The following is a 26,916-nucleotide window of genomic DNA, read 5'->3' as shown; positions in this document are numbered from 1 at the left end:
AACTAAAATAAGGCTAATAGAAATATTTATGACAACCAAGCAGTTAGTTTCAGAGATTAAACGTAAAAAGTCTTTTCTATGCGTAGGGCTAGATGTAGATCTTGATAAAGTACACCCTTCATTATTAAAGGAGGCAGATCCTATTTTTGCGTTTAACAAAGCTATAATTGATGCAACCCATGAGTTTGCGGTTGCCTATAAGCCCAATACCGCTTTCTATGAAGCTTATGGAATTAAGGGGTGGCAAGCACTGGAAAAAACCATTAACTACCTAAACGAAAACCATCCCAACATCTTTACCATTGCCGATGCAAAACGTGGCGATATTGGGAATACATCATCCCGTTACGCCAAGGCATTTTTTGAAGATTTAGCCTTTGATGCCATTACGGTTGCTCCTTATATGGGGAAAGATTCCATAGAGCCTTTTCTTGAATTTAAAGATAAACACACCATTTTACTGGCACTTACTTCCAATGAAGGCGCTTTCGATTTTCAGACCAAAAAAGTTGGGAATGACCAATTGTACAAGCAGGTTTTAAAAACTTCCAAAACATGGAATAATAGCGAAAACCTGATGTACGTTGCAGGTGCTACCAAAGCCGAATATTTGGCCGAAATAAGAGAAATTATCCCAGATAGTTTTTTATTGGTTCCAGGAGTAGGGGCTCAGGGCGGAAGCTTAAAAGAAGTCTGCAAATATGGCCTTACCGATAATGTTGGCTTACTGGTAAATTCCTCAAGAGGCATTATCTATGCTTCTAACAATTCAGATTTTGAAGCTGCTGCGGCTAAAGCGGCGGAGAAAATACAGTTAGAAATGAAATCCATACTAGATGGAGTTTCTTGATCAGCTACATAGAACCTTAAACTTTAAAACCCCTCCTTCGCGTATCGTTTCCTTGGTTCCGTCACAAACGGAGCTGTTGGTAGATTTGGGGTTGGAGGAACAACTGGTTGGAGTGACTAAATTCTGCGTGCATCCAAGGCATTTAAGAAGTGAAAAGCTTGTTGTTGGCGGAACTAAAAGTGTGAAGTATGATAAAATCAAGACGCTCAATCCAGATATTATCATTTGCAATAAAGAAGAAAACACCAAAGAAATGGTGTTACAGCTGGAAAAAATTGCTCCGGTTTGGATTAGCGATGTAGATACTATAGCTGATAGCATCGCAATGATTGACGAACTGGGAAGAATTTTTGACGTTTCTGACAAGGCTGAGGCAATAAACACACAGATTCGCTTAGAAATACAGAATTTTCAAAAATTTATCAAAAATCAGCCTAAGAGAAAAGCACTGTATTTAATTTGGAAAGATCCATATATGGCGGCGGGAAGAGCTACTTTTATAAATGAAATGCTTCGCCTTAATAATTTTGAAAATAGTATAGCTACACCAAAATCCCGTTACCCCGAAGTGAAAACAGCCGATTTTAAAAATGTTGATTTGGTGCTGCTCTCAACAGAACCTTATCCATTTAAGGAAGAACACGTTTTAAATATGCAAGGTGAAATTGACGCCGAAGTACGCTTGGTGGACGGGGAGTATTTTAGTTGGTATGGCTCGCGATTACAAAAGGCTTTTAAGTATTTTAAAAGTCTTCATGAAAAACAATAATACTATTTGTCGCCTTGTTGAAGTGAAAGATAGTTTATCTCTTGAAAAAGTTGGCGCGCTTGGCGTTGAAACCTATCGCTTTTTTCCGCATTCTTTAAAGAGGTTTCGTAGGACCGCTTCATTAAATAGGTGTATTTAGCCTTTAGTTTTTCAACTTTTGATTTTTTCTGAAACCAGCGTATCATCTTCTTTTGCTTTTCTTTTTAGCAAAGATAAGTTTGGAAACCTAAATTTATTATTAATACGTGGTTAATGCTATCATAATAGTGTCACAACTGGTGCCAATACTGTTAAATTACAAGGATATTTTAATCCTGAAGCGCAAAAACTTGTCTTAGAAGATTTGTTGTTCTAGCAGAAATATTATTGCGAATATCTTTTTCCTCAACGCTAATCATTGTATATACGCCATTAAGAGCTTCGTTAGTGACGTAATCTGTTAGGTCTGGATTAACTTTTGTTACAAACGGAACGGCGTTGTACCTGTTAATGATGTTGCTCCATATTTGGTCTGCCCCCACTTTAGAAAAGGAGTTTTTAATCACCGGGTTAAACTTTGAATATAGCGCGGTATTGGTGCGTTGTTCCAGGTAACTGGTTGCTGCGTTGTCTGGTCCAAGCAGTATGTTTTTTGCATCGTTAAAGTTTATATCTTTTACGGCGCCTACAAATATGGGTGTGGCTTCCTTTACTGCATCTTCGGCAGCGCGGTTTAAAATCTTTAGGCCTTCGTCTGCCAAGCTTCCCAAGCCAATATCACGTAGGGTTTGATCTACTTTTCGCAGTTCTTCAGGCAGCATAATCTTAACCAGTTGGTTTTTATAAAAACCATCGGTTTGGGTCAATTTGCTTACCTGTTTCTCAATACCCTTATCCAAGGCTTGGCGCAGCCCGTTTGCTATTTGGGTGGAGTTCATTCCAACACCGGTCTGGTTTGGAAGGGTGTTGACCACTTCTTGTAATTCGGCACAAGAAATGACAATAAATAACGAGCAAAATAGAAGGGCTTTTTTAATCCACATGGGTTTTGGGTTTTAGTTTTTCCAAATATAAAAAGACCCTCCAAAATTGAAGGGTCTTTTTGTAATAAAAGATTTAAAAAGTTCTTATTTAAGAACCTTGATTGTTTTAGAAGTGTCTCCACTGGTTATTTTAACCAAGTAAGATCCACTGGCAAGACTGCTCGTGTTAATAGCTGGAGAAATTTTTCCAGGGTTCGCTTGAAGAACAACTTTTCCTAAAACGTCATAAACAGTAACATTGTCAATAGAAGTTTTAGATTGAATGTTTAGAACATCTTTTACTGGGTTAGGATACACGCTAAAAGTGTTTTCAGCTAAATCGTCTGTACCTAAGATACCAACATATAGTAGTACATCATCAACGTACATCTCGTTAGTAATACTTGCTGAAAAGAAGTCTAGTCCAGCCAAAACTTCGAATTCTTGGTCTCCAAATTCAAATGGTTGTGCAAATATTGCCTGAGTTCCATTAATATACATATCCCAAACTTGGTTGTCTATATCATAAAGTAATTTAACCTGAAACCATTCTGATTCTGGATAAGTAAATACTTGGTCAAAAGCAGTACAGTCAATTACTCCTGTAACCCCACCAGTTCCACCTGAGGAAGAGTCACAGTTAAAATATACATTACCACCCATCAAAGCTTGCTGCCACTCATCTCCTTCTGGAGTTAAAGCTGCTTGCATATTAAAATATCCTGATTGTCCAGTTGGTATATATGCAGAAAATTGAACTGTATAAAACCCTTCGTCAGCTCCATAAGGAAATAGTAGAATATTATCTGTAGTCTCGTCATCTGGAATTAATAATGATTGAGAACCTGATTGTGCTTGTGATGCTACTACCAAACCATCATCAGCTGAAGTTCCTGACCATGACCTCCAATGTGATGCTTGAGGTGAGATAGGTCCTAAAGTATAAGATTCAAAATCATCCTCAACGTCAACTTGGGCCTGCGATGAAATGCTAAAAGCACCTACTAGAAATGCTAAAATGTAAAGTTTTTTCATAATTTTAAGTTTTTAGATTTAAATATTCTCCTGCAATATACAAAAAAAATGATTTAATGTAAATAAGAAATTCAGTTTTTATTAAAATCATTTTAGACTGAAATCAATATCTTCGTGAGTATTTGCTAAATTTGTGCTTCATAAATATATAAGTAAATTACATTATGCAAAAGATAGCTCCTTATAAACCTAAACATAAAGTTCGTATTGTAACCGCGGCCTCGCTTTTTGACGGTCATGACGCCGCCATCAATATCATGCGGCGCATTATTCAATCTACAGGGGTTGAGGTTATCCACCTTGGGCATGACCGTAGTGTAGAGGAGGTTGTAAATACCGCCATACAGGAAGATGCCAATGCAATTGCCATGACGTCGTACCAAGGAGGGCATAATGAGTACTTTAAATATATGTACGATCTGCTTCAGGAAAAAGGGGCGGGGCATATTAAAATATTCGGCGGCGGCGGCGGCGTTATTCTGCCTTCAGAAATAAAGGAGTTAATGGAGTACGGTATCACCCGTATTTATGCCCCGGATGATGGCCGTGAGCTTGGGTTACAGGGAATGATAAATGATTTGGTTAAAACCGCTGATTTTGCCATAGGCGATACTTTGAATGCTGAGGTTGATAAGCTTCCGAATAAAAACATAGGCGCAATAGCCCGGGTTATTTCGGCTGCGGAAAACTTTCCGGAAGTCGCAAAAGAAACTTTAGATAAAATCCATGTTAAGAACAAAAAATCCACAACCCCAGTTTTAGGTATTACAGGAACGGGCGGCGCAGGAAAATCGTCGCTGGTTGATGAACTGGTGCGTCGGTTCTTGGTAGATTTCCCCGAAAAAACCATCGGTATTGTTTCCGTTGATCCTTCTAAAAGAAAGACGGGAGGTGCCTTGCTGGGGGATCGCATTCGTATGAACGCCATCAACTCACCCCGCGTTTACATGCGTAGCTTGGCAACCAGACAAAGCAATCTTGCCCTTTCAAAATATGTGGCCGAGGCCATTCAGGTATTAAAAGCCGCGGAATTTGACTTAATTATTCTTGAAACCTCGGGAATAGGGCAGAGCGATACCGAAATTATTGAACACAGCGATGTGTCGTTATACGTTATGACACCAGAATTTGGTGCCGCAACCCAGCTTGAGAAAATTGATATGCTTGATTTTGCCGATTTGGTAGCCATCAACAAATTTGACAAACGGGGTTCTTTAGATGCCCTGCGCGATGTCAAGAAACAATACGTACGAAACCATCTGTTGTTTGATACGCCGCATGACGAATTACCGGTTTATGGCACTATTGCTTCGCAGTTTAACGACCCAGGAATGAATAAGCTGTATAAGGCTATAATGGGTGAAGTTGCAGAAAAAACCAAAGCCGATCTAAATAGTGATTTCCATGTTTCGGAAGAAATGGAGGAAAAGGTTTTTGTTATTCCACCAGCACGGACACGCTATCTTTCTGAAATTTCGGAAAACAACAGAGCTTATGATAAAAAAGCCTTGGAGCAAGCCGAAGTAGCTCAAAAACTATACGGCATTTACAAAACCATGGAATCTGTTTCAGGCGAAAAACCGGAGCTTGACAAAAGTGGAATTCTGCTAAAATCCATAAATACTTCTGAAGAAAACCAAGATCTATTAAAGCTGTTGCTCGCTGAATTTGATCGTGAAAAATTAAACCTAGACCCGTATAATTGGGAGGTAATCACGAACTGGAGCGATAAAGTGGAAAAATATAACAATCCCATATACAGCTTTAAGGTCCGTGGCAAGGAAATTAAAATTGAAACACAGACTGAATCGCTCTCCCATACCAAAATTCCCAAGGTATCCCTGCCAAAATATAAAGCATGGGGCGATGTGCTGAAATGGGTGCTTCAGGAAAATGTACCAGGGGAGTTTCCCTATACGGCGGGTTTATATCCGTTTAAGAGAACTGGGGAAGATCCCGCCCGTATGTTTGCCGGTGAAGGCGGTCCAGAACGTACCAACAGGCGTTTTCACTACGTAAGTATGGGCTTGCCCGCAAAACGGCTTTCCACTGCTTTTGACAGTGTTACTTTATATGGAAACGATCCGAACCACAGGCCCGATATTTACGGAAAAATTGGTAATGCCGGGGTTTCCATTTGCTGCCTGGACGATGCCAAAAAACTGTATTCCGGCTTTGATTTAAGCCACCCTATGACTTCGGTCAGTATGACCATTAATGGGCCCGCACCCATGTTATTGGGCTTTTTTATGAATGCCGCTATAGACCAAAACTGTGAGAAGTACATTGTTGAAAATGAAATGGAGGCTGAGGTTGAAAAGAAAATCAATACAATCTACAAGAAAAAGGGGATAGCGCGCCCTAAATATCACGGAAAACTTCCTGAAGGCAGTAACGGCTTAGGGTTGATGCTTCTTGGCGTAACTGGAGACCAGGTGTTGGATGCCGAGGTTTACAATAAGATAAAATATGAAACCCTTCAACAGGTGCGCGGAACGGTACAGGCCGATATTTTAAAGGAAGATCAGGCACAAAACACTTGTATTTTTTCAACGGAATTTGCGCTGCGTTTAATGGGCGATGTCCAAGAATATTTTATTGAGAAAAAAGTCAGGAATTTTTACTCGGTTTCCATCAGCGGTTATCACATTGCAGAAGCCGGTGCCAATCCTATTACGCAGCTTGCCTTTACGCTCTCTAATGGGTTTACCTATGTAGAATATTACTTGAGCCGTGGTATGGACATCAATGAATTTGGACCAAACCTTTCTTTCTTTTTCAGTAACGGAATAGATCCTGAATATGCGGTAATAGGCAGGGTTGCGCGTAAAATTTGGGCCAAGGCCATGAAGGAAAAGTACGGCGCAAACCCGAGGGCGCAAATGCTAAAGTACCACATTCAAACTTCCGGACGTTCATTGCACGCGCAAGAGATTGATTTTAATGATATCCGTACTACGCTGCAAGCACTGTATGCTATTTATGACAATTGCAACTCGTTGCACACTAACGCTTATGATGAGGCCATAACCACGCCAACAGAAGAGAGTGTACGCCGTGCAATGGCTATACAGCTGATAATCAATAAGGAGTTGGGTCTTGCTAAAAACGAGAACCCAATTCAAGGGTCGTTTATTATTGAAGAATTGACCGATCTTGTGGAAGAAGCTGTTTTGAAAGAATTTGATAGTATTACGGAGCGTGGTGGTGTTTTGGGGGCAATGGAAACCATGTATCAACGCAGTAAGATTCAGGAAGAAAGTTTGTATTATGAAACCTTGAAACACAATGGTGAATTCCCAATAATTGGGGTAAATACCTTTTTAAGCAGTAAAGGTTCGCCAACGGTTCTTCCGGATGAAGTAATACGGGCAACCGAAGAAGAAAAGCAGGTACAGATTGAAACCTTAGAGAGCCTCCATAAAATGTATGAGGATTCTGCAAGCGCTTCAATTGAAAAAGTACAGAATGCCGCAATTCAAAACGAAAATATGTTTGAGCAACTTATGGAAGCTACAAAGGTTTGTTCCTTGGGGCAAATTACTGAGGCATTGTTTGAAGTTGGAGGCCAATATAGACGAAATATGTAAAAAGATGGAGTACGGCTTTTAAATTACGACAAAAATACGTATATTTGGGATAATTGTCGTGATTATGAAAAAATATACAAACAATAATGATGTTGATTTACTGAAGGAGCCAGAGGTGTTTTATCTTCTGGAGAACCCTTTTGATAGAATTGTCGGGGTTTTAGGGGGTGTAGGTCAGGTAGGCCAGGTTGTAAATAGTGATATAGATCTTATTCGCATTACCAGAAGAGGGCTTCCTAAAAGTGTGGTTTATTCGGTGTGTGAGGTGCTGGGCATTTCCATGGATAAGTTAAGTGATCTTTTGCGTGTTTCGCATCGTACGCTTCAACGAAAGGCAGATGATGATTTTTTATCTGTTTCAAATACCGAACAGCTTTTTGAAATTGCCGAAGTAGTTTCGGAAGGTATAAGCGTTTTTGAAACCTTAGATAACTTCAGAAAGTGGTTGCACTCTACGCCATACATTTTTAATGGCCAAAAGCCGCTTGATTTTTTAGATACCCGTTTTGGTATCCAGTACGTTAAGAACATGATGGGGCGTATTGCCCATGGAATACCTTCTTAGTTGTGCGGATCTATAGAATTGCAAAAACACACTATATTGACGATCTTTCTGGCGAGGGAGCACGGTTGTACGGTGGCCGATGGAATAAACCTGGGGATGCATTACTTTATTTTGCCGAAAACCTATCTTTAAGTTTGTTGGAAATTATCGTACATGTAGAATATGCTGAGCTTCCTGAGGAATATTCGTATATCATGATTGAAATTCCAGATTCTTCCATAAAGAACATTCAATCGCTCGACTTTATAAAGCCGAAATGGACTACAGAGGCTGCGGTTAGCCAACTTCAGCTATTAGGTTCCAGCTGGCTTAAAAAGAGCGAAAGCTTAGCAATGCGGGTTCCTTCGGCGGTCTTGCCCCAGGAAAATAATATTTTGATTAATCCGTTACATGCCGATTTTGGGAAGTTAAAGGTTATAAAGACCGATAAAATAGATTTAGACCCGCGATTGCTGCGCTAGTTACTCCTTGGAATCGTCGTTATCGTCTTCTTCAAAATCTTCTTCGTCATCATTATCATCATCGTCTTCAGTATCGCCAAAAAATTCATCTGAAAGTTCGCCCATATCAAAAGGAACGTCATCGTCAGGATCGTGGTCATCATAGTTTATACCCGGCGGATTGAATAGGCCCCAGCGATCAATGCTATAATTCCACGGGTCAAAGGTTTTTACCCATTCGGCAAAAAGAATCCGGAATTCATCCACTTCTTTTCGCAGAAGGTCTAGGTATTCAGTGTCTTTAAAGCCGTGCATTTGTATGCCTCGGGCATCGGTTATAAGCTCTCGGGCTGCGCTTCGGATAATAGCGGCATTTTCCATTTTTATGTCATAGAGATCTACGCCAACGGCCCCCGCAATTTTAGCGGGAATTATCATAGAGTTCTTTCTTAAAAAGCTTAAGGTGTGCTCCAGCATTTCCTTTTCGCCTTTCCGCTTAAATTCAATGTCGGTGTTTTCCACAGATTGCGCCAAATGCCTTACCAGTTCTGATAATTCTCTGGCTTTTATGTATAAAGGCATTTTCTGCAAGTGATTGCGCCGCTCCATGGGGTCAAAATCGTCTTCATTATCAAACATATTGATAGGTGTTTAGAAACTATACAAATATATGAAATGGATTTTGAAAGAAAATACGGTAGTGCGAAACAATACGTTTAGAGGGTAAGCCTCCAGGTGTGCTGTAGCTTTCTAAATTTTTGGAGTTCGTTGCGAAGTAGCGGTAAAAAATCTTTCCCGTTGCTATTTACGCGTTCCAAACGTTCGCAGTTTTTATATAGCAAGTTTGAAAGTCGCATTACCGAAGCTGCGTATTTATGCTTTTCTTCAGAAAACGGTTGACTTTCGGCTTTGAGTATTTCTGGGCCAAGCGAAACAGATTGTTGTACAATATCGCCCGTAAAGTAGATGTTGGGGTCCTCACTTCCATTGCTTTGAAGGTGTGCCAAATCTTGAATAAGATAATTGGAAATACTTCTGCTCAATGAAAATATATCCAAGGCCTTGTTGTAAATAGCCGAATGTGAATTGTTTTTAAACGAATGCGATGACATTTCCTTCTTTTTTATAGCACATCAAATTTAAGGACTAGAAATGGGTTTCTGCAATTGATATTAAAGTGAATCGCTATATTTGCTTTAATTATGATGTTAAATATAAAATAAACTTTAATCATGAGTATAGATGCGTTGAATTGGAAAATCTTGAATTGTCTGCAGCAAAATGCTCGGCAACCCAATACTGAAATAGGGAGGCAAGTTGGTATAAGTTCGCCCGCTGTTTCCGAAAGAATTAAAAAAATGGAAGATTCAGGAATCATCCATGGCTACAATACATTAGTGTCGCCATTTGAGGCAGGGTATCAGTTTAAGGCTATAATTACACTCCGTGCATTTATGGGGAAGTTGAGGCCTTTTCTTGAGATAGTGAAAACCTATGATGAGGTGCTTAATTGTTACCGAATTACCGGTAATGAAAACATTGTAATGGAAGTGGTTTTAAAAAATCAAAAACATTTGGAGGCTTTTATAGACCAATTGATCATTTATGGAGAGTCAAAAACGCAAATTGTACTTTCACACGTAGTTAAAAACAACGATTTAAAACCGGTGAAATAATGTAGAGCTTACTATTATTATCATTAGTGTCCGACAAAGATGTACGACCGCTTCGCTAAATGACTAACGACATACGACTAGAATTGTAAAGGCTTGATAATTAAGTTAATTTCGTTATACATATTTTTAAAATGTTTATCCTTTATTGGAATCTCAATAGCAAGGTGTTATATTTTAATGATATTCTAAAAGCTTACTATTGTTGAAACAAGTGGTTTTTTAATTATTTTAATCGGACACTACTATATTATTATAAAAAAGAGTCATGACATTACACTGAGCGAATCAAGCATCGGAATTGGGAATAAGGGGTAACTTTATTGCTATATTACGATACCGATATAAATTTCTTTTTTACTTTTACGAAAAACCTATCATGAAGCAGCTATTCTTACTTTTATTTCTATTGCTAAACACATTACTCTTTGCCCAGAATGTGGATCTTATTGCCGAAAATCAGGCTGCTCAAGAAAAACTAAATGAGGAATATACAAATGCGGAAACCTCAATTTTAGAGCCCCAAGATTTTAAAGTCTTTGAAGGACTGGAGTTTTATCCAATAGATTTAAAATACCGTGTGGAAGCCAGGTTTGTGCGAACGCCAAATGAAAAACCATTTTTAATGCCTACTTCTACGGACCGCTTGCCAGAGTATGTAAAATACGGCGAAGCACACTTTACGTTGGAAGGAAAAAATTTTGTGGTAAGTTTATTTAAAAGTACGCAGCCCTATGACGAACCGGGGTACGAGGACTATCTGTTTTTTCCGTTTACCGATTTAACCAGTGGCGATGGGTCTTACGGAGGTGGTAGATATTTAGATCAACGAATCCCGGAGGGCGACACTATTATAATTGACTTTAACAAGGCGTACAACCCGTATTGTGCGTATAGTGCGCGGTACTCATGCCCAATACCACCAAAAGAAAACGATATTTTAGTACGGATTGAGGCAGGGGTAAAGGCCTACCAGATGCCTTAAAGCAATTTGACCAACCACATACCTAAAAACACCATTGTAAACCCAATTACAAAACTAGCGAGGGTGTAAAGTGCGAACGACATAAAATCGCCAGCCTTTAAAAAGAGATGGTTTTCATACGCAAATGTGGAAAAAGTTGTAAATCCGCCACAGAACCCTGTAGCCAAAAATAACACTGTGTTTTGTGAAAGCGTATCGTTTTTTAGGGCGAGCCCCAATATAAACCCAATAAAAAGACTTCCTAAAATATTGGCGAGAAGCGTGCCGTATGGAACCCCATTTTTAAAATCGTTTAGATATAGCGAAAACACATATCGCAATGAACTTCCTAATCCTCCTCCAATAAAAACAAGTGCTAGCTGCTTCATTTAAATTTCTTCCTCTACAGGTTCTTTTTCAGATAGTATTGGTATATATACTTCAGTAACCCAATTTGCAGGATTTACAACCGCTTCGGGGTCTGTGATATAAATTTCAAACATTTTTCTGTCTGGGTCTATTTGTAAATCTTGGGCTTCCATATATTTTCTAGCCTTAAGGTAGGTTTCAGGTAAGTGCTTGTAATCGCCTTTTAAAGTAGTTTTGACGGTTGTAACCGGTTCCATAAAGCCACAAACCACCGGGCTTCCTTCTGGAGTAATTACTTGTTCCTTTACAGGTACCCCAGTTGAAAAGATAACTGTATTATTAGCGTCGTCAATTTGGTTGTAAAGTGTAAAGGGCTTTCCGGCCATATTAAGGTTATTCTTGTTAACAAAACCCATGACTTCCTGCATCATTGGTTTTGTTTTTGAATCCAGCTCATTTTGTTTTGCAACGGAGGTGGTGTACATATAATACCCACCGCCATATTGGGTAACGCCATCAACATTGATCGCGTATTTTTCCATGTCTTTTAAAACATCTTCCGTTAAATTATTTAGGCCAATAATGTTCATTTTATGAACCAAGGAGTCATGGTTTGACCCTTTTATTGTTTGATAGGCCTTATCAACCAAAGTGTGCTCGCCTTTTAAACCCCAAGTTACTGTGGTGCTGTTTCCAGATTCATCAAAGCTCCAATACATTGTGGAAGTTCGTTCGCCCAAGGAAGTTTTGGTTATAACTTCTTGCTCAATTTCCTTATTCGGAATAACCTTCGTTGTAGTTATTGATCCGTTTTTGTCTCCATTAAATGTGAGGGAAGCACCTTCGCCTGAAGTTTTTTCGGCATATGAAAAATTCAGATTTGGATCTTCTTCTTTCCACGGGTTCCAAGTTTCCCAGCTTTTAAAGTTATTTACTTTGTTGAATACAACTTCTGGGGGAGCATTTATAACCGTAGTATCTTGAAGATCATAGGTGCCGTCTTTAGTGCCAAGGTATATGGCGCTGCCAATAATGATAATAAGAATAAGAAAGAGTAAGTATTTTATAATTTTCATTTGCTAGGTGTTGATTCGTGATGCTAAGATAGTTAAAATTCATTGATCCTTTTTAACATCAAAGCCTACAATCTTGTTTCAAGCGGTCTATTTTAATATCCGCCATAATATTTTAGTACATTTGCAAAAATCAATAAAATATTTAAGATGAAGAATAGCTTTTTAATTGCCATGGTATTGTCTGGCTTGCTGTTTTTTTCCTGTAACGAAAATAAAGAGGAAAAAGACCTAGCTGTAACAGAAACCGTTGAAACTACCGATTTTGACTATAATGTAGAACAATTTTCTGATATTAGAATCTTGCGTTATCAAATTCCGGGCTGGGAACAACTTACATTAAAAGAACAGAAGCTGGTATATTACCTTACCCAAGCTGGGCTTGTAGGTAGAGATATTATTTGGGACCAGAATTATCGCCATAACCTTACAATCAGAAAGGCCCTAGAGAATATTTACACGAACTATGAGGGTGATAAAGCTACTGAAGATTGGAAGAATTTTGAAATTTACTTAAAGCGTGTTTGGTTTAGCAATGGTATTCACCATCATTATTCCAATGCTAAATTGAAGCCAGATTTTTCTTCAGATTACCTAAAACAACTTTTAACAGATACCAATACAAAACTGGAAGGTGAAGCTTTTGATGTAATCTTTAACGATAAAGACTCTAAAAAAGTAAATCAAGCAAAAGGCGTTGATAATGTTGCTGAAAGTGCTGTAAATTTTTACGGGCCTAATGTTACCAATAAAGATGTTGCGGATTTTTATGGAAGCAAGAAATCTCCTAATCCTAAAAAACCACTTTCTTTTGGATTGAACTCAAAACTGGTTAAGGAAGATGGAAAACTAAAAGAATTGGTGTATAAGTCTGGAGGGCTATATGGATCTGCAATAGACAAAATAACTGAATGGCTTGAAAAAGCACAAGCTGTTGCCGAAAACCAAGCGCAGGGAGATGCCATTGGTCTTTTAATTGAGTATTACAACTCTGGAGATCTTCAAACTTGGGATGATTACAACGTAGCTTGGACCAAAGCTACCGAAGGTAATATTGATTATATAAACAGCTTTATTGAGGTTTATAACGATCCGTTGGGCTATACAGGTTCATTTGAAACTATCGTTCAGATTAAGGACTTTGATATGTCGGAAAAAATGGCAGTTCTTTCTGAAAATGCACAATGGTTTGAAGACAATTCTCCATTAATGGAAGCGCATAAAAAGAAAAACGTGGTAGGTGTAACGTATAAAGTAGTAAACGTTGCAGGAGAAGCAGGCGATGCTTCGCCAAGTACACCTATTGGAGTGAATTTACCCAACGCCAACTGGATTCGTGCAGCTGTAGGAAGTAAATCGGTTTCCCTAGGAAATATTATTGAAGCCTATAACAACGCAGGAAGCACGGGTAGATTGAAGGAGTTTGTAAATGATGAAGAAGAACTGAAACTGGAGGAAAAATACGGGCAACAGGCTGATAAACTTCACACCGCACTTCACGAAGTAATTGGGCACGCTTCGGGGCAATTAAACCCAGGTGTAGGCGAAACCAAAGAAACACTGAAAAACTATGCTTCTACTTTAGAAGAAGGTCGTGCAGATTTGGTTGGACTCTACTATTTATACAATCCAAAACTACAGGAACTAGGTTTGGTTGACGATTGGAAAAAGGTTGGAATGGCAGCTTATGACGGTTACATCCGTAATGGGTTGATGACGCAGTTAATTCGTTTAAACCTTGGAGATGATGTTGAAGAGGCGCACATGCGTAACCGCCAATGGGTTTCTGCTTGGGCTTATGAAAAAGGAAAAGCTGATAACGTGATTGAAAAAATAACACGTGACGGGAAAACCTATTACAATATTAATGATTATGACAAATTACACGATTTGTTTGGGCAGTTACTTCGCGAGACACAACGCATTAAAAGTGAGGGAGACTATGCCGCTGTTGAAGCCTTGGTTGAAGACTACGGTGTAAAAGTTGATCAAGAGCTGCACAAGGAGATTTTAAAGCGTAACGAACAGTTTACAGCAGCTCCTTATAGTGGTTTTGTTAATCCAATGCTTGTGCCAGAAATGGATGACAATGGTGAGATTGAAAGCTTTAGTGTTGAGCAGTCAAAGGATTTTACTGAGCAGATGCTTTATTATTCAAAAAACTATAGCAATTTGCCAGCGGTAAATTAAAATGCTGTTATTGAAATAGAAAAAGCGCTTCAGGTTACTGAAGCGCTTTTTTGTTAAAATTCTTTTTCGGGTGAAGTTCTATCTTTGTTTCAGGCTGTATGCTACGGCTGAAAATATAGCTTCATCCCAATTAGGAACAATACAAAAACTATAAAAAATAGAAGCACCCATATACTTCCTTTGTAATATTTTTTATGGAGCTTTTTATCGCCGCGATAGCTAAAAAACATAATAACGATAAAAGCAAGAAAAAATAAAATGGCAAAAACGAATTGGCCTGTACTAAACATATTGATGTAATTTTACAATCGTCAAAAATACAATAGTAATTTAAAAGATAACCCTCTGAATTTATAATTATGAAGAATAAAATTGCCGCAGTTACTGCGTTTCACGAAGCATTTGGCCTAGGAAAGAAAGAAGTTCCCACTGCCAATCTTGGAATAAACAAAAACTTATTGCGTTATAAACTGATGCGCGAAGAAAACGAGGAGTACCTTGAAGCCGCCAATACCAATGATATGGTTGAAGTTGCTGATGCGCTTGGGGATATGCTTTACATTCTATGCGGAACCATAATAGAGCACGGCATGCAGCATAAAATTGAAGAAGTTTTTAACGAGATCCAACGCAGTAATATGAGTAAGCTTGGAGCAGATGGAAAACCAATTTATCGGGAAGATGGAAAGGTGTTAAAAGGACCTGATTATTTTCAACCGAATATTCAAGAAATACTTGAAAAATAATGCAGAATAAAAAACTCCAAATTCCAAGGGTTTAACTTTTTGGAATTTGGAGTTTGTAATTTGTTACTTCATTCTAAACAACTTCATATCGCCAATCAAACGGATCTTCAATAAGGTTGTGCTGAATATTCATAAGTTCACTTTTAAATTGCGTGGAGTAACTGTCTTCTGGTTTGGTTAACTCATACACGGTTTCTTCATGGCTAAAAGCACTTACGGGGCTTATAACGGCTGCAGTTCCAGCTCCAAAAATTTCTTTTAAGCTTCCGTCTTTGGCGGCTTTCACTAATTCAGAAACTAAAATAGGTCGTACTTCCACCTCAATATTATTGTGCCTTGCAATGTCAATAACACTTTTTCGTGTTACACCATCTAAAATTCTATCGCTTACTGGTGCAGTTATTAAGGTGTCGTTTATTCTAAAAAACACATTCATAGTTCCGGCTTCTTCCAAGTATTTATGCTCACTATCGTCAGTCCAGATAACTTGTTGAAATCCTTTTTCACGCGCTAGATTGGTAGGGTAAAATTGTGCGCCATAGTTTCCGGCAGCTTTTGCTGCGCCAACTCCACCATTTGCCGAGCGGCTGTAATGATCGGCAATAATAACTCTAACATCGCCCGTGTAGTAGGCTTGTACGGGGGTTGTTAAAATCATAAACTTGTATTCTGTTGAAGGCGAGGCCGAAACACCAACTTGTGTTGCCATAACAAAAGGCCGAATGTAAAGCGAATTTCCAAGCCCGGGCTGAATCCATTCCTTATCCATTCTAATTAAGGTGTTTAACGCTTCAAAGAAAATATCGCGTGGAAATTCAGGGATTGCCATTCGCTTAGACGATTTATTGATGCGCTCAAAGTTTTGTTCCGGTCTAAATAGCCACACCTTTCCTTGTTCATCTTTATAGGCTTTCATGCCTTCAAAAACGGCTTGCCCATAATGGAAAACCTTAGCTCCTGGCGAGATTGATAAATTTCCATAAGGCTTGATAGTTGGGTTATGCCAAGCGCCATCTTTATAATCACACTCAAACATGTGGTCTGTAAAAGTGCTTCCGAAAACAAGGTTGTCGAAATCTACTTCTCCAATTCGAGAAGATTTAACTTTATCTATACTTAATTTTGATGTTGTAGAAGAATTCATTTGTAATTACATTTATTCCGTAAAAATAGGCAAAATTTACACCATATAAAATTGAAAAATTCATTAAACTTGCAATACGTTACTGATCAATAACCTATTAATATAACCGCTATGAATAAATTTTTAAGTATACTGGCCTTGTCATTGGTCCTTTTTAGCTGTAAGAACGAAAAAACAGAAGAATCTCCTGCTGTTGAAACTGAGGAGGTTGCCGTAAATTATCAAACTTTTGGTGATGAAATTTCTGATGAAATGGTAATGACCGAAGCGGAAATGGTTGAGAAGTATAAAAACCTAAAGCCAGGCGATACTATTGCAGTGAAATTTTCTTCTAAAGTAAAGGAGGTTTGCCAGAAAAAAGGATGTTGGATGTATCTTGATATGGGTGAAGACCAAGCAATGGTAAGGTTTAAGGACTATGGTTTTTTTATGCCTAAAGATATTTCAGACCAAGAAATTATTGTAAATGGTAAGGCATTTGTTGAAGAAATGAGCGTGGAAGACCAACGCCATTATGCTGAAGATGGCGGTAAATCTGAAGCGGAAATTGCACAAATCACTACGCCAAAACGCACCCTTGCTTTTGAAGCTGATGGTGTACTTATTCCAGAAGTGGAAAAACAATAAAGCCCTTGAAACGCACAGTTCTAAAGACGGGCGACGGCTCTTACACCCTGCATATTCCAGATTGGGACGAACAGTACCACTCTAAGCACGGTGCAATAGCTGAAGCCCTTCACGTTTTTATAAAAGAAGGTCTTTTTTATTGGTTTTCAGCAAACAATACTGCCAAGGCTTCCATTTTAGAAATTGGCTTTGGTACAGGTTTAAATGCACTGCTCACCTATCTAGAGTCTGAAAAACATGGGCTGAACATTAATTATACGGGTGTAGAGGCGTATCCATTGGGTGCCGAAGAATACCAAAAAATGAATTACCCTAAAATGCTCGAGGTCCCTGAAGCCAAATTCTTAGCGCTTCACAAGAGCGAATGGGAAGAATCAATACAGATTTCCGATACCTTTACATTACTAAAACAAAAAAAGACTTTCCAAGAAATAACTACGGAAAGTAACTTTGATATTATCTACTTTGACGCCTTCGGAATTCGCGTGCAACCAGAACTCTGGACAGAAGCCATTTTTGCTACAATGTACCGAGCTTTGAAGCCAAAAGGCATCTTGGTAACTTATGCCGCTAATGGCAATGCTAGGCGAGCCATGCAATCAGTCGGTTTTACTGTTGAGCGTCTTCCTGGACCACCAGGTAAAAAAGAAATGATGCGGGCTACAAAGTCTTAAGACGTCTATTTTATGAAGAGGATAACCCTTCTATCATTTTTTCTGACGCTCTAATTCTTGAAACTTTCGCTACAACTTCCGAACTCTTACTTATATAAAACAGATTTTTTTGAAGTAGGCTTATATCAGTTTTATTTGTTGTGAATTCACAATCTTGCGTTAAGGTGCTTTGCGTTTTCCACTTGAATTTCTAAATTTAGAATATTATGACAAAAGTACTGATAACTGGGGCTACGGGGCTTATTGGAAGTGAATTGGTAAAGCAATGCCACCAGAATGATATTGCTGTTAACTATCTAACTACCAGTAAAGAAAAGATTGAAAACTCGGAAATGTATCAAGGTTATTATTGGAATCCTAAAGCGGGTGAGATAGATATTCACGCCTTTAAAGATACAACAGCCATTATAAATTTAGTGGGAGCATCCATTTCTAAACGATGGACAGATAGCTATAAAAAAATTATTGTAGATAGCCGGGTTGAATCCATGAATCTAATTTATGATACGCTTCAAAAAATTGAGCATAATATTGTTCACTTCATCTCTGCAAGCGGTATAAATATTTATCCCAACTCTAAAACCAAACTATATTCTGAAGAATATGCTGAGGTTGGAGATAGTTTTCTGGCAGAAGTTGTTGTAGCTTGGGAAAACGCAGCCGTAAAGTTTAAGCAACTGGGTATGGAGGTTAGTATGGTAAGAACGGGAATGGTCTTGGCAAAAGACGACGGCGCTTTTCCTATGCTGGTAAAACCCATAAAATTGGGGGTTGGTGCTCCCTTGGGAAGTGGTGATCAATGGCAGTCTTGGATTCATATTGAAGATATTGCTGGCATATACCTCTTTTTATTGACAAATCAATTGGAGGGAAAATACAATGCAGTCGCGCCAAATCCGGTTCAGAATAAAAAAATGACAAAGATGATTGCTTCAAAAATGGACAATCCACTGTGGTTACCCAATATACCGTCTTTCGCTTTAAAACTTATATTGGGCGAAATGGCTATTTTGGTATTGGAAGGACAATTGGTTAGTTCTCAAAAAATCGAAAAACTCGGATACCAATTTAAATATTACAACCTAGAGAACGCTTTGCAGGATTTACTATAGTGTTATTGATACTAATCTTTCGGGTCTAATGTAAGCTTTAGTAAGAAGAAATCTGTGCTACGGTCATTCAATATTCTATTTTGAAGCCTGCTGGTTGAGAAGGTAATAAGGTTTGAACAGGTAGTTGTTTGCTTGTCGTTACTAAGGTAATAAGGTTTTGTTAGTGCTAACATTTTTGGTTACTAAGATACTAAGGTTTTTACTCAAGAGCTTTTAACCTTATTAACTTCGTATAATTAGTGTGGAAGCAGATATCCCAATCTTATTAGCTTCGTAAAGTGGATGTAGTGACAGCTATGCCAACCTTATTAGCTTATTCTAAGGGTAGATTCTACTTAGCTTGAAGACAATTTCTCTTAGGAGGGTTTATAAGTAAAAACATAATTTGATGTTATTGCAATAACAAAAAAAGAGAGCCGAATTTTCGACTCTCTTTTTGCATGATGTTATTTTCTTGAAATCTTTAAACTTCAAGTAGTATGTGTTATGCTTTTGTTGCAACTAATGAAAGCGTAATAGTCATAGCATCGCTAACAAACTTATCGCCTAGATTAGGGAAAATAGATTTTGAACCATAATTTACGCCCCATTTTGTTCTATCTAGTTCAAATTTCTCAGTTTTAAGTGTCATTTTATCACCTTCCATAGTTACGGTTGCTGGAAATTCAACGGCATTGGTTTTGTCTTTAATGGTTAGGTTTCCTTTTACCACGTTATTTTCAATACCTGTCATCTCAAATTTTGCAGTTGGGTATTTGTTTGCGTTAAAAAAGTCGCCTTCTTTACCTTCAGCAGTACCTTTTAAGTGCGCTTCTAAGTTAGCTTTTCCGTCACCTTCTAAGTCCTCAACGTTAATTGAGTTCATATCAATCACAAAATTCCCGGCTTCTACTGCGCCTTCATTTACATGAAAGGTTCCTGAAGATAACGCAATTGTTCCGTTGTGTGTTTTTGTAGGTTTTGAACCTTCCCACATAATTTGTGAGGCATCGGTATCTACCTTGTATTCAACTGCCGTTTCGGTTGCTTCGGCCGCTTTTTCGGTAACAGTTTCGGTTTCTTTTTCTGCATTTTTACAAGAAAATGCGCCAACTGCCAAAAAGGCAAGCATGGTAATTTTTAAAGTTGTTGATTTCATCATAGTAGTTTTTATAAATAGGCTGCAAACATAAGTCTTATAAAAAGCAGTTTCTCTTAAATAATTATTAAATTAAATCCTGTGACATTTTGACATTTTAGCACAAATGGCAGTACTTTTGCTCCCTTCTGAAAAAAATGAAAGAAACGCTATTATGAGCAAAAACGATAAAAATAAAGAAACAGACCACGAAGAAGTGGTTTTGGAAGATACCAAACGAAATGAGCAGGAGGTTGCCGAAGAAAACGTTACCGATGCCATTTCAGAATTACAAGATGAATTTCAACGCGAAAAGGAACGCTATTTAAGACTATTTGCGGAATTTGAGAATTATAAAAAACGCACCTCTCGCGAACGTGTTGAAATGTTTAAAACGGCAGGGGAAGATGTTATTGGCTCCTTGCTTCCGGTATTGGACGATTTTGAACGTGCCTTAAAAGAGATTGAATCAATGGAAGACGACAGTCATTTTAAGGGGGTTGGTCTTATTAACAATAAGCTTCGCGAAACATTACGATCTAAAGGGTTGGAAATGATGGAGGTGAAGACTGGCGATACGTTCGATGCAGATTCACATGAAGCGGTAACTCAGATTCCTGCTCCAGAGAAAAAATTAAAAGGTAAAATTATTGATGTAGTGGAAAAAGGCTATACCCTTGGTGATAAGATCATCCGCTATCCAAAAGTAGTTATAGGACAATAAGTATGAAGGAAGATTATTACGAAGTTTTAAATATCTCAAAGACCGCTACAGCGGCTGAGATTAAAAAAGCTTACAGAAAAAAAGCATTAAAATATCACCCCGATAAAAACCCGGGCGATCACGAAGCAGAAGCCAAGTTTAAAAACGCTGCGGAAGCTTATGAGGTTTTAAGCGACCCTAATAAGCGTCAGCGATATGACCAGTTTGGTCACCAAGCCTTTGATGGAAGTGGTGGCTTTGGCGGCGGTGGCGGAATGAACATGGACGATATCTTTAGTCAGTTTGGAGATATTTTTGGTGGCGCATTTGGCGGCGGTTTTGGTGGTGGCGGTTTTGGAGGCGGTGGCCGCAGAACCGTTAAAGGAAGTAACCTTCGAATTCGCGTACAACTTTCGCTAGAAGAAATAGCCAATGGGGTTGAGAAAAAAATAAAGGTAAAGCGCAAAAAACTCGCTAAAGGAACCACTTATAAAACTTGTGCTACCTGTAATGGGCAAGGCCAGGTAACCCGAATCCAAAATACAATCTTGGGGCGTATGCAAACTGCAGCCACATGTAATGCTTGTGGTGGTCTTGGGCAGGTTGTTGAAAATAAACCGTCTAATGCAGATGCCGAGGGTATGTTGCAGACCGAAGAAACTGTTTCTATTAAAATTCCGGCTGGTGTTGTAGATGGCATGCAGTTAAAAGTTTCAGGAAAAGGTAACGATGCTCCAGGTGATGGAGTACCGGGCGATCTATTGGTGGCAATTACGGAAAAACCACATGCTACCTTGCAGCGGGAAGGAGATAATCTGCACTACGATTTATACATCAGTTTTTCTGATGCGGCTCTAGGAACCTCAAAGGAAATTGAAACCGTTACCGGAAAGGTTCGTATAAAAATTGATGCTGGTGCGCAGAGCGGTAAGATTTTACGCCTTCGCAATAAAGGAATTCCAAGTATTAATGGCTACGGAACGGGTGACTTGCTAGTTCATGTTAACGTTTGGACACCAAAATCACTGTCAAAAGAACAACGCGTATTTTTTGAAAAAATGAGTGATGACGAGCATTTTGAGCCTAAACCCGAGAAAGAAGACAAGTCGTTTTTTGAAAAAGTAAAAGATATGTTCTCTTAATTAAACGTTAAATAGATATTTTTCTATATATTTGAAGAGTCGCTTCGTCTTAGAAGTGATATTTTTCTTTTTCATAGCAATTTTTTTTCCCACCCAAGAATTTATTTTTTGGGTGGGTTTTGCATTTTATGAGGCTTATTCCCAAAGTTTCTTATTAGCATTAATGAATATCCGCGATCAGAAATATCATTGGTCGGTTCAAATTATGGGTTAATTATTGCGTCTGCAAGCGAACCTTTTTAGATATTGAAAATAATTATGTCCTGATCGGGCAGCGAACCATAAGATAAGGCAACGCCCTATCAAAAAATCTAACAGCTTTTCTGCACATAACCGGTCTAAGGCCAGCCCTGAAAGGGCGACATGTATTACGCCTTTTCGGGGCTTTGTGTGTCACAGGTTTGCCCCACCGGGCCTTGCCCAATGTTACGATGTTTTCGCCCTTTCAGGACTGGTTTAATAATATCCTTTTGATGTAGGTTAAATATTATGATGCATTACGGACATTCGATTAATATTTAATTTAAACCCATTTTTTTTGTAAAAAAATCATAAAACTTTCTCTGTAGAAGTTGCGGCGACGTTCAATTCAATATATTTACATACTTCAAATAAACCCTATGGAAAAACTTTTAGTAGTCAACAATGTTTCTAAAAGCTACGGTGGATATAAAGCATTAAATAATGTATCTATCGAGGTAGAAAAAGGAAGCATTTTTGGGTTGTTAGGTCCTAACGGTGCGGGAAAAACAACCTTAATACGCATAATCAATCAAATAACCATGCCAGATACAGGCGCTGTTATTTTAGATGGCGAAGCTTTACAGCCCAATCACATTCAATATATTGGGTATCTGCCAGAGGAGCGCGGGTTGTATAAATCGATGAAAGTAGGGGAGCAGGCCCTTTATCTAGCGCAATTAAAAGGACTTTCTAAACAAGAAGCCAAACAGCGTTTAAAATATTGGTTTGATAGGCTAGAAATTGGTGACTGGTGGGATAAAAAGATTCAGGAACTTTCAAAAGGAATGGCACAAAAAATCCAATTTGTGGTTACTGTGCTTCACAATCCAAAATTGTTGATTTTTGACGAACCTTTCAGTGGTTTTGACCCTATAAATGCAAACCTAATAAAGGACGAAATACTAAAGCTTCGAGATGATGGCGCAACCGTTATTTTCTCTACTCACCGAATGGAATCTGTTGAAGAAATGTGCGACCATATTGCGTTGATCCATAAATCAAATAAAATTTTGGACGGAAAACTAGTGGATATTAAACGGCAATATAAAAACAATATTTTCGAAATTGGTCTGCAAACCCCAGATCACATTGCCACAACAGCTTCATTAAAAGAGAAGTTTGAAATATTTCCGGCTACCTTTAAAAGTATAAACAACGAATTGCAGTACAAGGTAAAAGTTCCAGACTCAATGGCTACCAATGATCTGGTAAACTACTTGACTGCCCAAGGAGAACTGACCCATTTTGTGGAGGTTATACCTTCGGCTAACGACATATTTATTGAAACCATTCAAAAAAACTAGTTAACGATGAACCACCTTCCTATTATCATAAAAAGGGAATATCTTACCAAAATTCGTAATAAGTCGTTTATTGTAATGACTTTTTTAAGTCCGCTTATATTCGTTGGTATTTTTGCCTTGGTTGCTTACTTGTCCAGTTTAAACAATGATACCGTTAGGAATATTGTAGTCTTGGATGATAGCGGGTTATTTGTTGATGAATTCAACAGCACGCCGCACCTGCAGTATAATATTCTGGAAAACAAAAGCTTTTCAGAAGCCAAAAAAGAGGCCGAAACCGATGAAATTTATGGCTTTTTATATATTCCGAAAACTGATCGTTTAGAAGATCTCTCAAAGAAAATAACGTTTTACTCTACAGATTCACCCTCACTTTCATTGATGAGCGATATTAATAAGTTGCTTGAACGGAAAGTGAATACCATGAAGTTGAAGCAAGAAGGCATAGATTCCGAAACCATAAAAAAGCTTCATATAGACATTCGGGCAAATCAAGAAACTTTTGGCGGGCAAGAAACCTCAAAGCTAGGCTCGGGACTTAAATTGATATTTGGTGGCGCCGCAGGATATTTGCTTTTTATGTTTATCATTATTTATGGAAATATGATAATGCGAAGCGTAATTGAAGAGAAAACTAGCAGAATAATTGAAGTGATTATTTCGTCAGTAAAGCCGCGAATACTGCTCTTGGGAAAAATATTTGGAACAACGCTAGCTGGGATTACGCAGTTCTTAATCTGGGTGGTTCTAATTTTGGTTTTGATGACTACTGTAACGTCTATTTTTGGAATAGATCCTGCTGCCGGATCACCCTCGGCTCAAGTGTTAGAGCAAGGGATAGACGGTGGAACCCAACAAATGATGCAAAGCATAATGCTGGAAATAAACAATTTGCCAGTAACTAATTTAATAGTAATGTTTATCCTTTTCTTTATTGGCGGTTACTTGTTATATGCCTCGCTATATGCTTCAGTAGGTGCTGCCGTTGATAGCGAAACAGATACGCAACAATTTATGATGCCAATATTAATGCCTTTAATTTTAGCCGTTTATGTAGGGTTCTTTACGGTTATCGATAATCCGCATGGCACGGTTTCACAGGTATTCTCTTACATACCCTTTACTTCACCAGTAGTTATGTTAATGCGTATTCCTTTTGGGGTGCCGTTGTGGCAGCAAATTGTTTCGGTAGTAATCCTCTTCGCCACCTTTATTGGTATGGTTTGGTTTGCTGCAAAAATATACCGAGTAGGAATTTTAATGTATGGTAAAAAGCCTTCGTATAAAGAGATTTTTAAATGGCTTAAATATTAAGTAAAACTCGTGTTCATAATGAAATAAGTTCAGCTAGATTACGTTGATAGAAATTAATGTAATTAAAACTGCTCTAGTTAATCCAAAATCTATTTTCAAAATCTATTTTTTAAACGCATCAAACAATCCTTTTCAGACTATAAAATCACAATATGACTAAAGGGAATTATTTTATTATAACTTTCTTAATGTTAATGGTCTTTGGGATGTCGGCGCAAACCACAGATTTAGCGCGTATTGAATACCTAAACTTGCCGTATTCAAAGTCTGATAATTCCCTGCAACGATACCGCGCTTTGGTACAGGCCCCTATTCCTTTGGATAAAGAGCACAACAAAATGCTTGTAGTGGGGTTTGAATATCGATATGTAGACATAAACATAAAGGATGCGGAAGATGTTTTCGCTTTAAACCAAAACCTCATTGGTTCCGTACAACAAATTAATACCTATTTGGGGTATGTGTGGAAACACAATGAAAACTGGCGTTTTGGAGTTAAGGCAGGTGTGAAAATTCAAAGTGATTTTGAAGGAAAAATGATAAATGACGACCTAATATACCAAGGCGGAATATATGCTGTAAAAGACATGACGGACAATGTGCCCGAAGATGAAAAGTCCTACCGTATTATAGCCGGGCTTAGTTATTCTAACGTTCCAGGACGATGGTATCCGTTGCCTATTTTCAATTATTATAAAGAATTTCACCCCAATTGGACTTATACGCTTGGAGTGCCAAAATCCAATCTTCGTCATTATTTAAACAATAACCATAAAGATGCATTACAGGTTTTTGCCACTTTAGACAATGTTTATGCAAATATTCAGCAAAATTTTGAACCTTTGGTAGATCAAGGTGAAGATGGGAAAATTGCCGAGAGCATTCAAACCACTGTTGGCCTTCTGGGCTTGGGTTATGAACATTATTTTACCGAACATTTATTGTTTTATGGCTATGCCGCACACTCTGTTTACAACGATTTTAGATTTGAAGACGGCAAAGGAAAAAAAGTTTATAAGATTAATACCGAAAATTCGCCTTATTTTAGGGTCGGACTTAAATTTAAATATTAAAAAATGCCAAGAATACTTATAATAGAAGATGAAGCTGCAATAAGAAGGGTTTTAGTAAAAATACTTTCTGAAGAAAACAAAGGGTATGAAGTTTTTGAAGCTGAAGATGGTTTAGCGGGAATGGAAATTATTAAAAAAGAAGACTTCGACCTTGTGCTTTGTGATATCAAAATGCCAAAAATGGATGGCGTTGAGGTTTTGGAAGCAGCAAAGAAGATAAAGCCAGAGATTCCGATTGTTATGATCTCTGGGCATGGCGATTTAGATACAGCGGTAAACACTATGCGTCTGGGAGCATTTGATTATATTTCAAAACCGCCAGATTTGAATCGTTTGTTAAATACGGTGCGAATTGCGCTAGACACGAAAGAATTAGAGGTTGAAAATACGCGGCTAAAGAAGAAAGTTTCCAAAAACTACCAAATGGTTGGTGAATCTCCTGAAATAGAGCAGATAAAGGAAATGATTGAAAAAGTGGCACCTACCGAGGCGCGTGTGTTGATTACAGGGCCTAACGGAACAGGGAAGGAACTCGTTGCCCACTGGCTTCATCAAAAAAGTGATAGAAGTAAGGGGCCAATGGTTGAAGTGAATTGTGCCGCTATTCCAAGTGAGTTGATTGAAAGTGAGCTTTTTGGCCATATTAAGGGAGCGTTTACTTCTGCCAATAAAAATAGAGCAGGTAAATTTGAAGCGGCCAATGGCGGTACTATTTTCCTTGATGAAGTTGGCGATATGAGTCTTTCGGCGCAAGCAAAAGTGCTTCGTGCCTTGCAGGAGAACAAAGTGCAAAGAGTAGGTAGTGATAAAGATATTAAGGTAGATGTACGCGTTATAACTGCAACCAATAAAGATTTAAAAAAGGAAATTGAAGAAGGAAATTTCCGAGAAGATCTATACCATAGGTTGGCGGTTATTCTTATAAAAGTGCCTTCGTTAAATGATAGACGCGATGATATTCCGCTATTAGTAGAGTATTTCACCGGAAAAATAGCAAAAGATCATGGCACTGCCCAAAAGAAATTCTCAACTAAAGCTATTAAACTGTTACAAGAATACGATTGGACCGGAAATGTTCGAGAATTACGAAATGTAATTGAACGTTTAATAATTTTAGGCGGAAAGGAGATAAGCGAAAAGGACGTTAAACTTTTCGCCAGTAAATAAATTTGTAAGCTAACCTGAAGAAGTAAAACAA

General features: G+C 38.2%; 27 protein-coding genes. 18 read left to right on the top strand and 9 right to left on the bottom strand.

Going from position 1 to position 26,916, the window contains the following annotated elements:
• Positions 1-28 precede the first annotated feature (28 nt).
• Positions 29-850, top strand: coding sequence for an orotidine-5'-phosphate decarboxylase (gene pyrF, locus QPK98_RS12885; protein ID WP_310993872.1), 822 nt, complete (start codon positions 29-31; stop codon positions 848-850).
• Positions 837-1,619 (top strand): ABC transporter substrate-binding protein, encoded by a 783-nt coding sequence (locus QPK98_RS12880; protein WP_310993871.1) that lies wholly within the window; start codon positions 837-839, stop codon positions 1,617-1,619. The genes pyrF and QPK98_RS12880 overlap by 14 nt, the downstream gene beginning before the upstream one ends.
• A gap of 2 nt (positions 1,620-1,621) precedes the next feature.
• Here the strand turns inward: QPK98_RS12880 and QPK98_RS12875 are convergent, their stop codons facing one another.
• The 3 genes from QPK98_RS12875 to QPK98_RS12865 all read right to left on the bottom strand — a co-directional run bounded on the left by QPK98_RS12875 (position 1,622) and on the right by QPK98_RS12865 (position 3,655).
• Positions 1,622-1,804, bottom strand: a complete 183-nt coding sequence (locus QPK98_RS12875) for a Lacal_2735 family protein (RefSeq protein WP_310993870.1) — start codon at positions 1,802-1,804, stop codon at positions 1,622-1,624.
• Between the two features lie 123 nt (positions 1,805-1,927).
• A complete protein-coding gene (locus QPK98_RS12870; protein ID WP_310993869.1) occupies positions 1,928-2,641 on the bottom strand; it encodes a DUF4197 domain-containing protein in 714 nt (237 codons plus the stop codon).
• Positions 2,642-2,725: 84 nt separating this feature from the next.
• Entirely contained in the window at positions 2,726-3,655 is a 930-nt protein-coding gene (locus QPK98_RS12865) for a T9SS type A sorting domain-containing protein (protein WP_310993868.1), read from the bottom strand.
• A 164-nt stretch (positions 3,656-3,819) separates the two neighbouring features.
• Here QPK98_RS12865 and QPK98_RS12860 point away from each other — a divergent pair, with 164 nt between their 5' ends.
• The 3 genes from QPK98_RS12860 to QPK98_RS12850 all read left to right on the top strand — a co-directional run bounded on the left by QPK98_RS12860 (position 3,820) and on the right by QPK98_RS12850 (position 8,271).
• Complete coding sequence (locus QPK98_RS12860; protein WP_310993867.1) at positions 3,820-7,245, top strand: methylmalonyl-CoA mutase family protein; 3,426 nt, start codon at positions 3,820-3,822, stop codon at positions 7,243-7,245.
• A 64-nt stretch (positions 7,246-7,309) separates the two neighbouring features.
• The gene (locus tag QPK98_RS12855; protein WP_310993866.1) at positions 7,310-7,810 is read left to right on the top strand and encodes an Xre family toxin-antitoxin system antitoxin; all 501 of its coding nucleotides are present in this window, start codon (positions 7,310-7,312) and stop codon (positions 7,808-7,810) included.
• 2 nt (positions 7,811-7,812) lie between these two features.
• Complete coding sequence (locus tag QPK98_RS12850; RefSeq protein WP_310993865.1) at positions 7,813-8,271, top strand: RES family NAD+ phosphorylase; 459 nt, start codon at positions 7,813-7,815, stop codon at positions 8,269-8,271.
• Here QPK98_RS12850 and QPK98_RS12845 read toward each other — a convergent pair whose 3' ends face one another.
• Entirely contained in the window at positions 8,272-8,889 is a 618-nt protein-coding gene (locus QPK98_RS12845; protein WP_310993864.1) for a hypothetical protein, read from the bottom strand.
• 77 nt (positions 8,890-8,966) lie between these two features.
• Positions 8,967-9,362 carry a hypothetical protein gene (locus QPK98_RS12840; RefSeq protein WP_310993863.1) on the bottom strand — a complete coding sequence of 132 codons (396 nt, stop codon included), beginning with the start codon at positions 9,360-9,362 and terminating at the stop codon, positions 8,967-8,969.
• A gap of 120 nt (positions 9,363-9,482) precedes the next feature.
• Here QPK98_RS12840 and QPK98_RS12835 point away from each other — a divergent pair, with 120 nt between their 5' ends.
• Together QPK98_RS12835 and QPK98_RS12830 are read left to right on the top strand one after the other, a co-directional pair.
• Positions 9,483-9,926 carry an Lrp/AsnC family transcriptional regulator gene (locus tag QPK98_RS12835; RefSeq protein ID WP_310993862.1) on the top strand — a complete coding sequence of 148 codons (444 nt, stop codon included), beginning with the start codon at positions 9,483-9,485 and terminating at the stop codon, positions 9,924-9,926.
• 376 nt (positions 9,927-10,302) lie between these two features.
• Complete coding sequence (locus QPK98_RS12830; RefSeq protein WP_310993861.1) at positions 10,303-10,908, top strand: DUF1684 domain-containing protein; 606 nt, start codon at positions 10,303-10,305, stop codon at positions 10,906-10,908.
• Here QPK98_RS12830 and crcB read toward each other — a convergent pair.
• Entirely contained in the window at positions 10,905-11,276 is a 372-nt protein-coding gene (gene crcB, locus QPK98_RS12825; RefSeq protein ID WP_310993860.1) for a fluoride efflux transporter CrcB, read from the bottom strand. The genes QPK98_RS12830 and crcB overlap by 4 nt on opposite strands.
• Positions 11,277-12,332, bottom strand: a complete 1,056-nt coding sequence (locus QPK98_RS12820; RefSeq protein ID WP_310993859.1) for an SRPBCC family protein — start codon at positions 12,330-12,332, stop codon at positions 11,277-11,279.
• Between the two features lie 147 nt (positions 12,333-12,479).
• Between QPK98_RS12820 and QPK98_RS12815 the strand changes: the two genes are divergently transcribed.
• Together QPK98_RS12815 and QPK98_RS12810 are read left to right on the top strand one after the other, a co-directional pair.
• A complete protein-coding gene (locus QPK98_RS12815; RefSeq protein WP_310993858.1) occupies positions 12,480-14,519 on the top strand; it encodes a dipeptidyl-peptidase 3 family protein in 2,040 nt (679 codons plus the stop codon).
• A gap of 359 nt (positions 14,520-14,878) precedes the next feature.
• Positions 14,879-15,265 (top strand): pyrophosphohydrolase domain-containing protein, encoded by a 387-nt coding sequence (locus QPK98_RS12810; RefSeq protein WP_310993857.1) that lies wholly within the window; start codon positions 14,879-14,881, stop codon positions 15,263-15,265.
• A gap of 73 nt (positions 15,266-15,338) precedes the next feature.
• Here QPK98_RS12810 and QPK98_RS12805 read toward each other — a convergent pair whose 3' ends face one another.
• A complete protein-coding gene (locus QPK98_RS12805; RefSeq protein WP_310993856.1) occupies positions 15,339-16,409 on the bottom strand; it encodes a branched-chain amino acid aminotransferase in 1,071 nt (356 codons plus the stop codon).
• Between the two features lie 111 nt (positions 16,410-16,520).
• On the opposite strand from QPK98_RS12805, the gene QPK98_RS12800 reads away from it, so the two are divergent.
• The 3 genes from QPK98_RS12800 to QPK98_RS12790 all read left to right on the top strand — a co-directional run bounded on the left by QPK98_RS12800 (position 16,521) and on the right by QPK98_RS12790 (position 18,822).
• A complete protein-coding gene (locus QPK98_RS12800; RefSeq protein WP_310993855.1) occupies positions 16,521-17,036 on the top strand; it encodes a DUF4920 domain-containing protein in 516 nt (171 codons plus the stop codon).
• A gap of 5 nt (positions 17,037-17,041) precedes the next feature.
• Positions 17,042-17,710 carry a tRNA (5-methylaminomethyl-2-thiouridine)(34)-methyltransferase MnmC2 gene (gene mnmC2 / locus QPK98_RS12795; protein WP_310993854.1) on the top strand — a complete coding sequence of 223 codons (669 nt, stop codon included), beginning with the start codon at positions 17,042-17,044 and terminating at the stop codon, positions 17,708-17,710.
• Between the two features lie 206 nt (positions 17,711-17,916).
• Positions 17,917-18,822 (top strand): TIGR01777 family oxidoreductase, encoded by a 906-nt coding sequence (locus tag QPK98_RS12790; RefSeq protein ID WP_310993853.1) that lies wholly within the window; start codon positions 17,917-17,919, stop codon positions 18,820-18,822.
• 484 nt (positions 18,823-19,306) lie between these two features.
• Here the strand turns inward: QPK98_RS12790 and QPK98_RS12785 are convergent, their stop codons facing one another.
• Positions 19,307-19,963: a YceI family protein gene (locus QPK98_RS12785; protein ID WP_310993852.1), complete on the bottom strand. Its 657-nt coding sequence runs from the start codon at positions 19,961-19,963 to the stop codon at positions 19,307-19,309.
• A 103-nt stretch (positions 19,964-20,066) separates the two neighbouring features.
• Here QPK98_RS12785 and QPK98_RS12780 point away from each other — a divergent pair, with 103 nt between their 5' ends.
• From QPK98_RS12780 to QPK98_RS12755, 6 genes are all read left to right on the top strand, one after another.
• On the top strand, positions 20,067-20,663 hold the full coding sequence (locus tag QPK98_RS12780; protein ID WP_310993851.1) for a nucleotide exchange factor GrpE: 597 nt from the start codon (positions 20,067-20,069) through the stop codon (positions 20,661-20,663).
• Between the two features lie 2 nt (positions 20,664-20,665).
• Entirely contained in the window at positions 20,666-21,784 is a 1,119-nt protein-coding gene (dnaJ, locus tag QPK98_RS12775; protein ID WP_310993850.1) for a molecular chaperone DnaJ, read from the top strand.
• Between the two features lie 620 nt (positions 21,785-22,404).
• Positions 22,405-23,331, top strand: a complete 927-nt coding sequence (locus QPK98_RS12770) for an ABC transporter ATP-binding protein (RefSeq protein WP_310993849.1) — start codon at positions 22,405-22,407, stop codon at positions 23,329-23,331.
• Positions 23,332-23,337: 6 nt separating this feature from the next.
• Positions 23,338-24,645 (top strand): ABC transporter permease, encoded by a 1,308-nt coding sequence (locus QPK98_RS12765; protein WP_310993848.1) that lies wholly within the window; start codon positions 23,338-23,340, stop codon positions 24,643-24,645.
• A 152-nt stretch (positions 24,646-24,797) separates the two neighbouring features.
• Positions 24,798-25,718, top strand: coding sequence for a DUF6268 family outer membrane beta-barrel protein (locus QPK98_RS12760; RefSeq protein WP_310993847.1), 921 nt, complete (start codon positions 24,798-24,800; stop codon positions 25,716-25,718).
• Between the two features lie 3 nt (positions 25,719-25,721).
• Entirely contained in the window at positions 25,722-26,885 is a 1,164-nt protein-coding gene (locus QPK98_RS12755) for a sigma-54-dependent transcriptional regulator (protein WP_310993846.1), read from the top strand.
• Positions 26,886-26,916 lie beyond the last annotated feature (31 nt).

Origin of the sequence: Aequorivita marina (assembly GCF_031631895.2) — a bacterium.
Lineage (GTDB): Bacteria > Bacteroidota > Bacteroidia > Flavobacteriales > Flavobacteriaceae > Aequorivita > Aequorivita marina.
The sequence above is the reverse complement of the archived record's forward strand: the minus strand, read 5'-3'. Positions and strand labels throughout refer to the sequence as shown.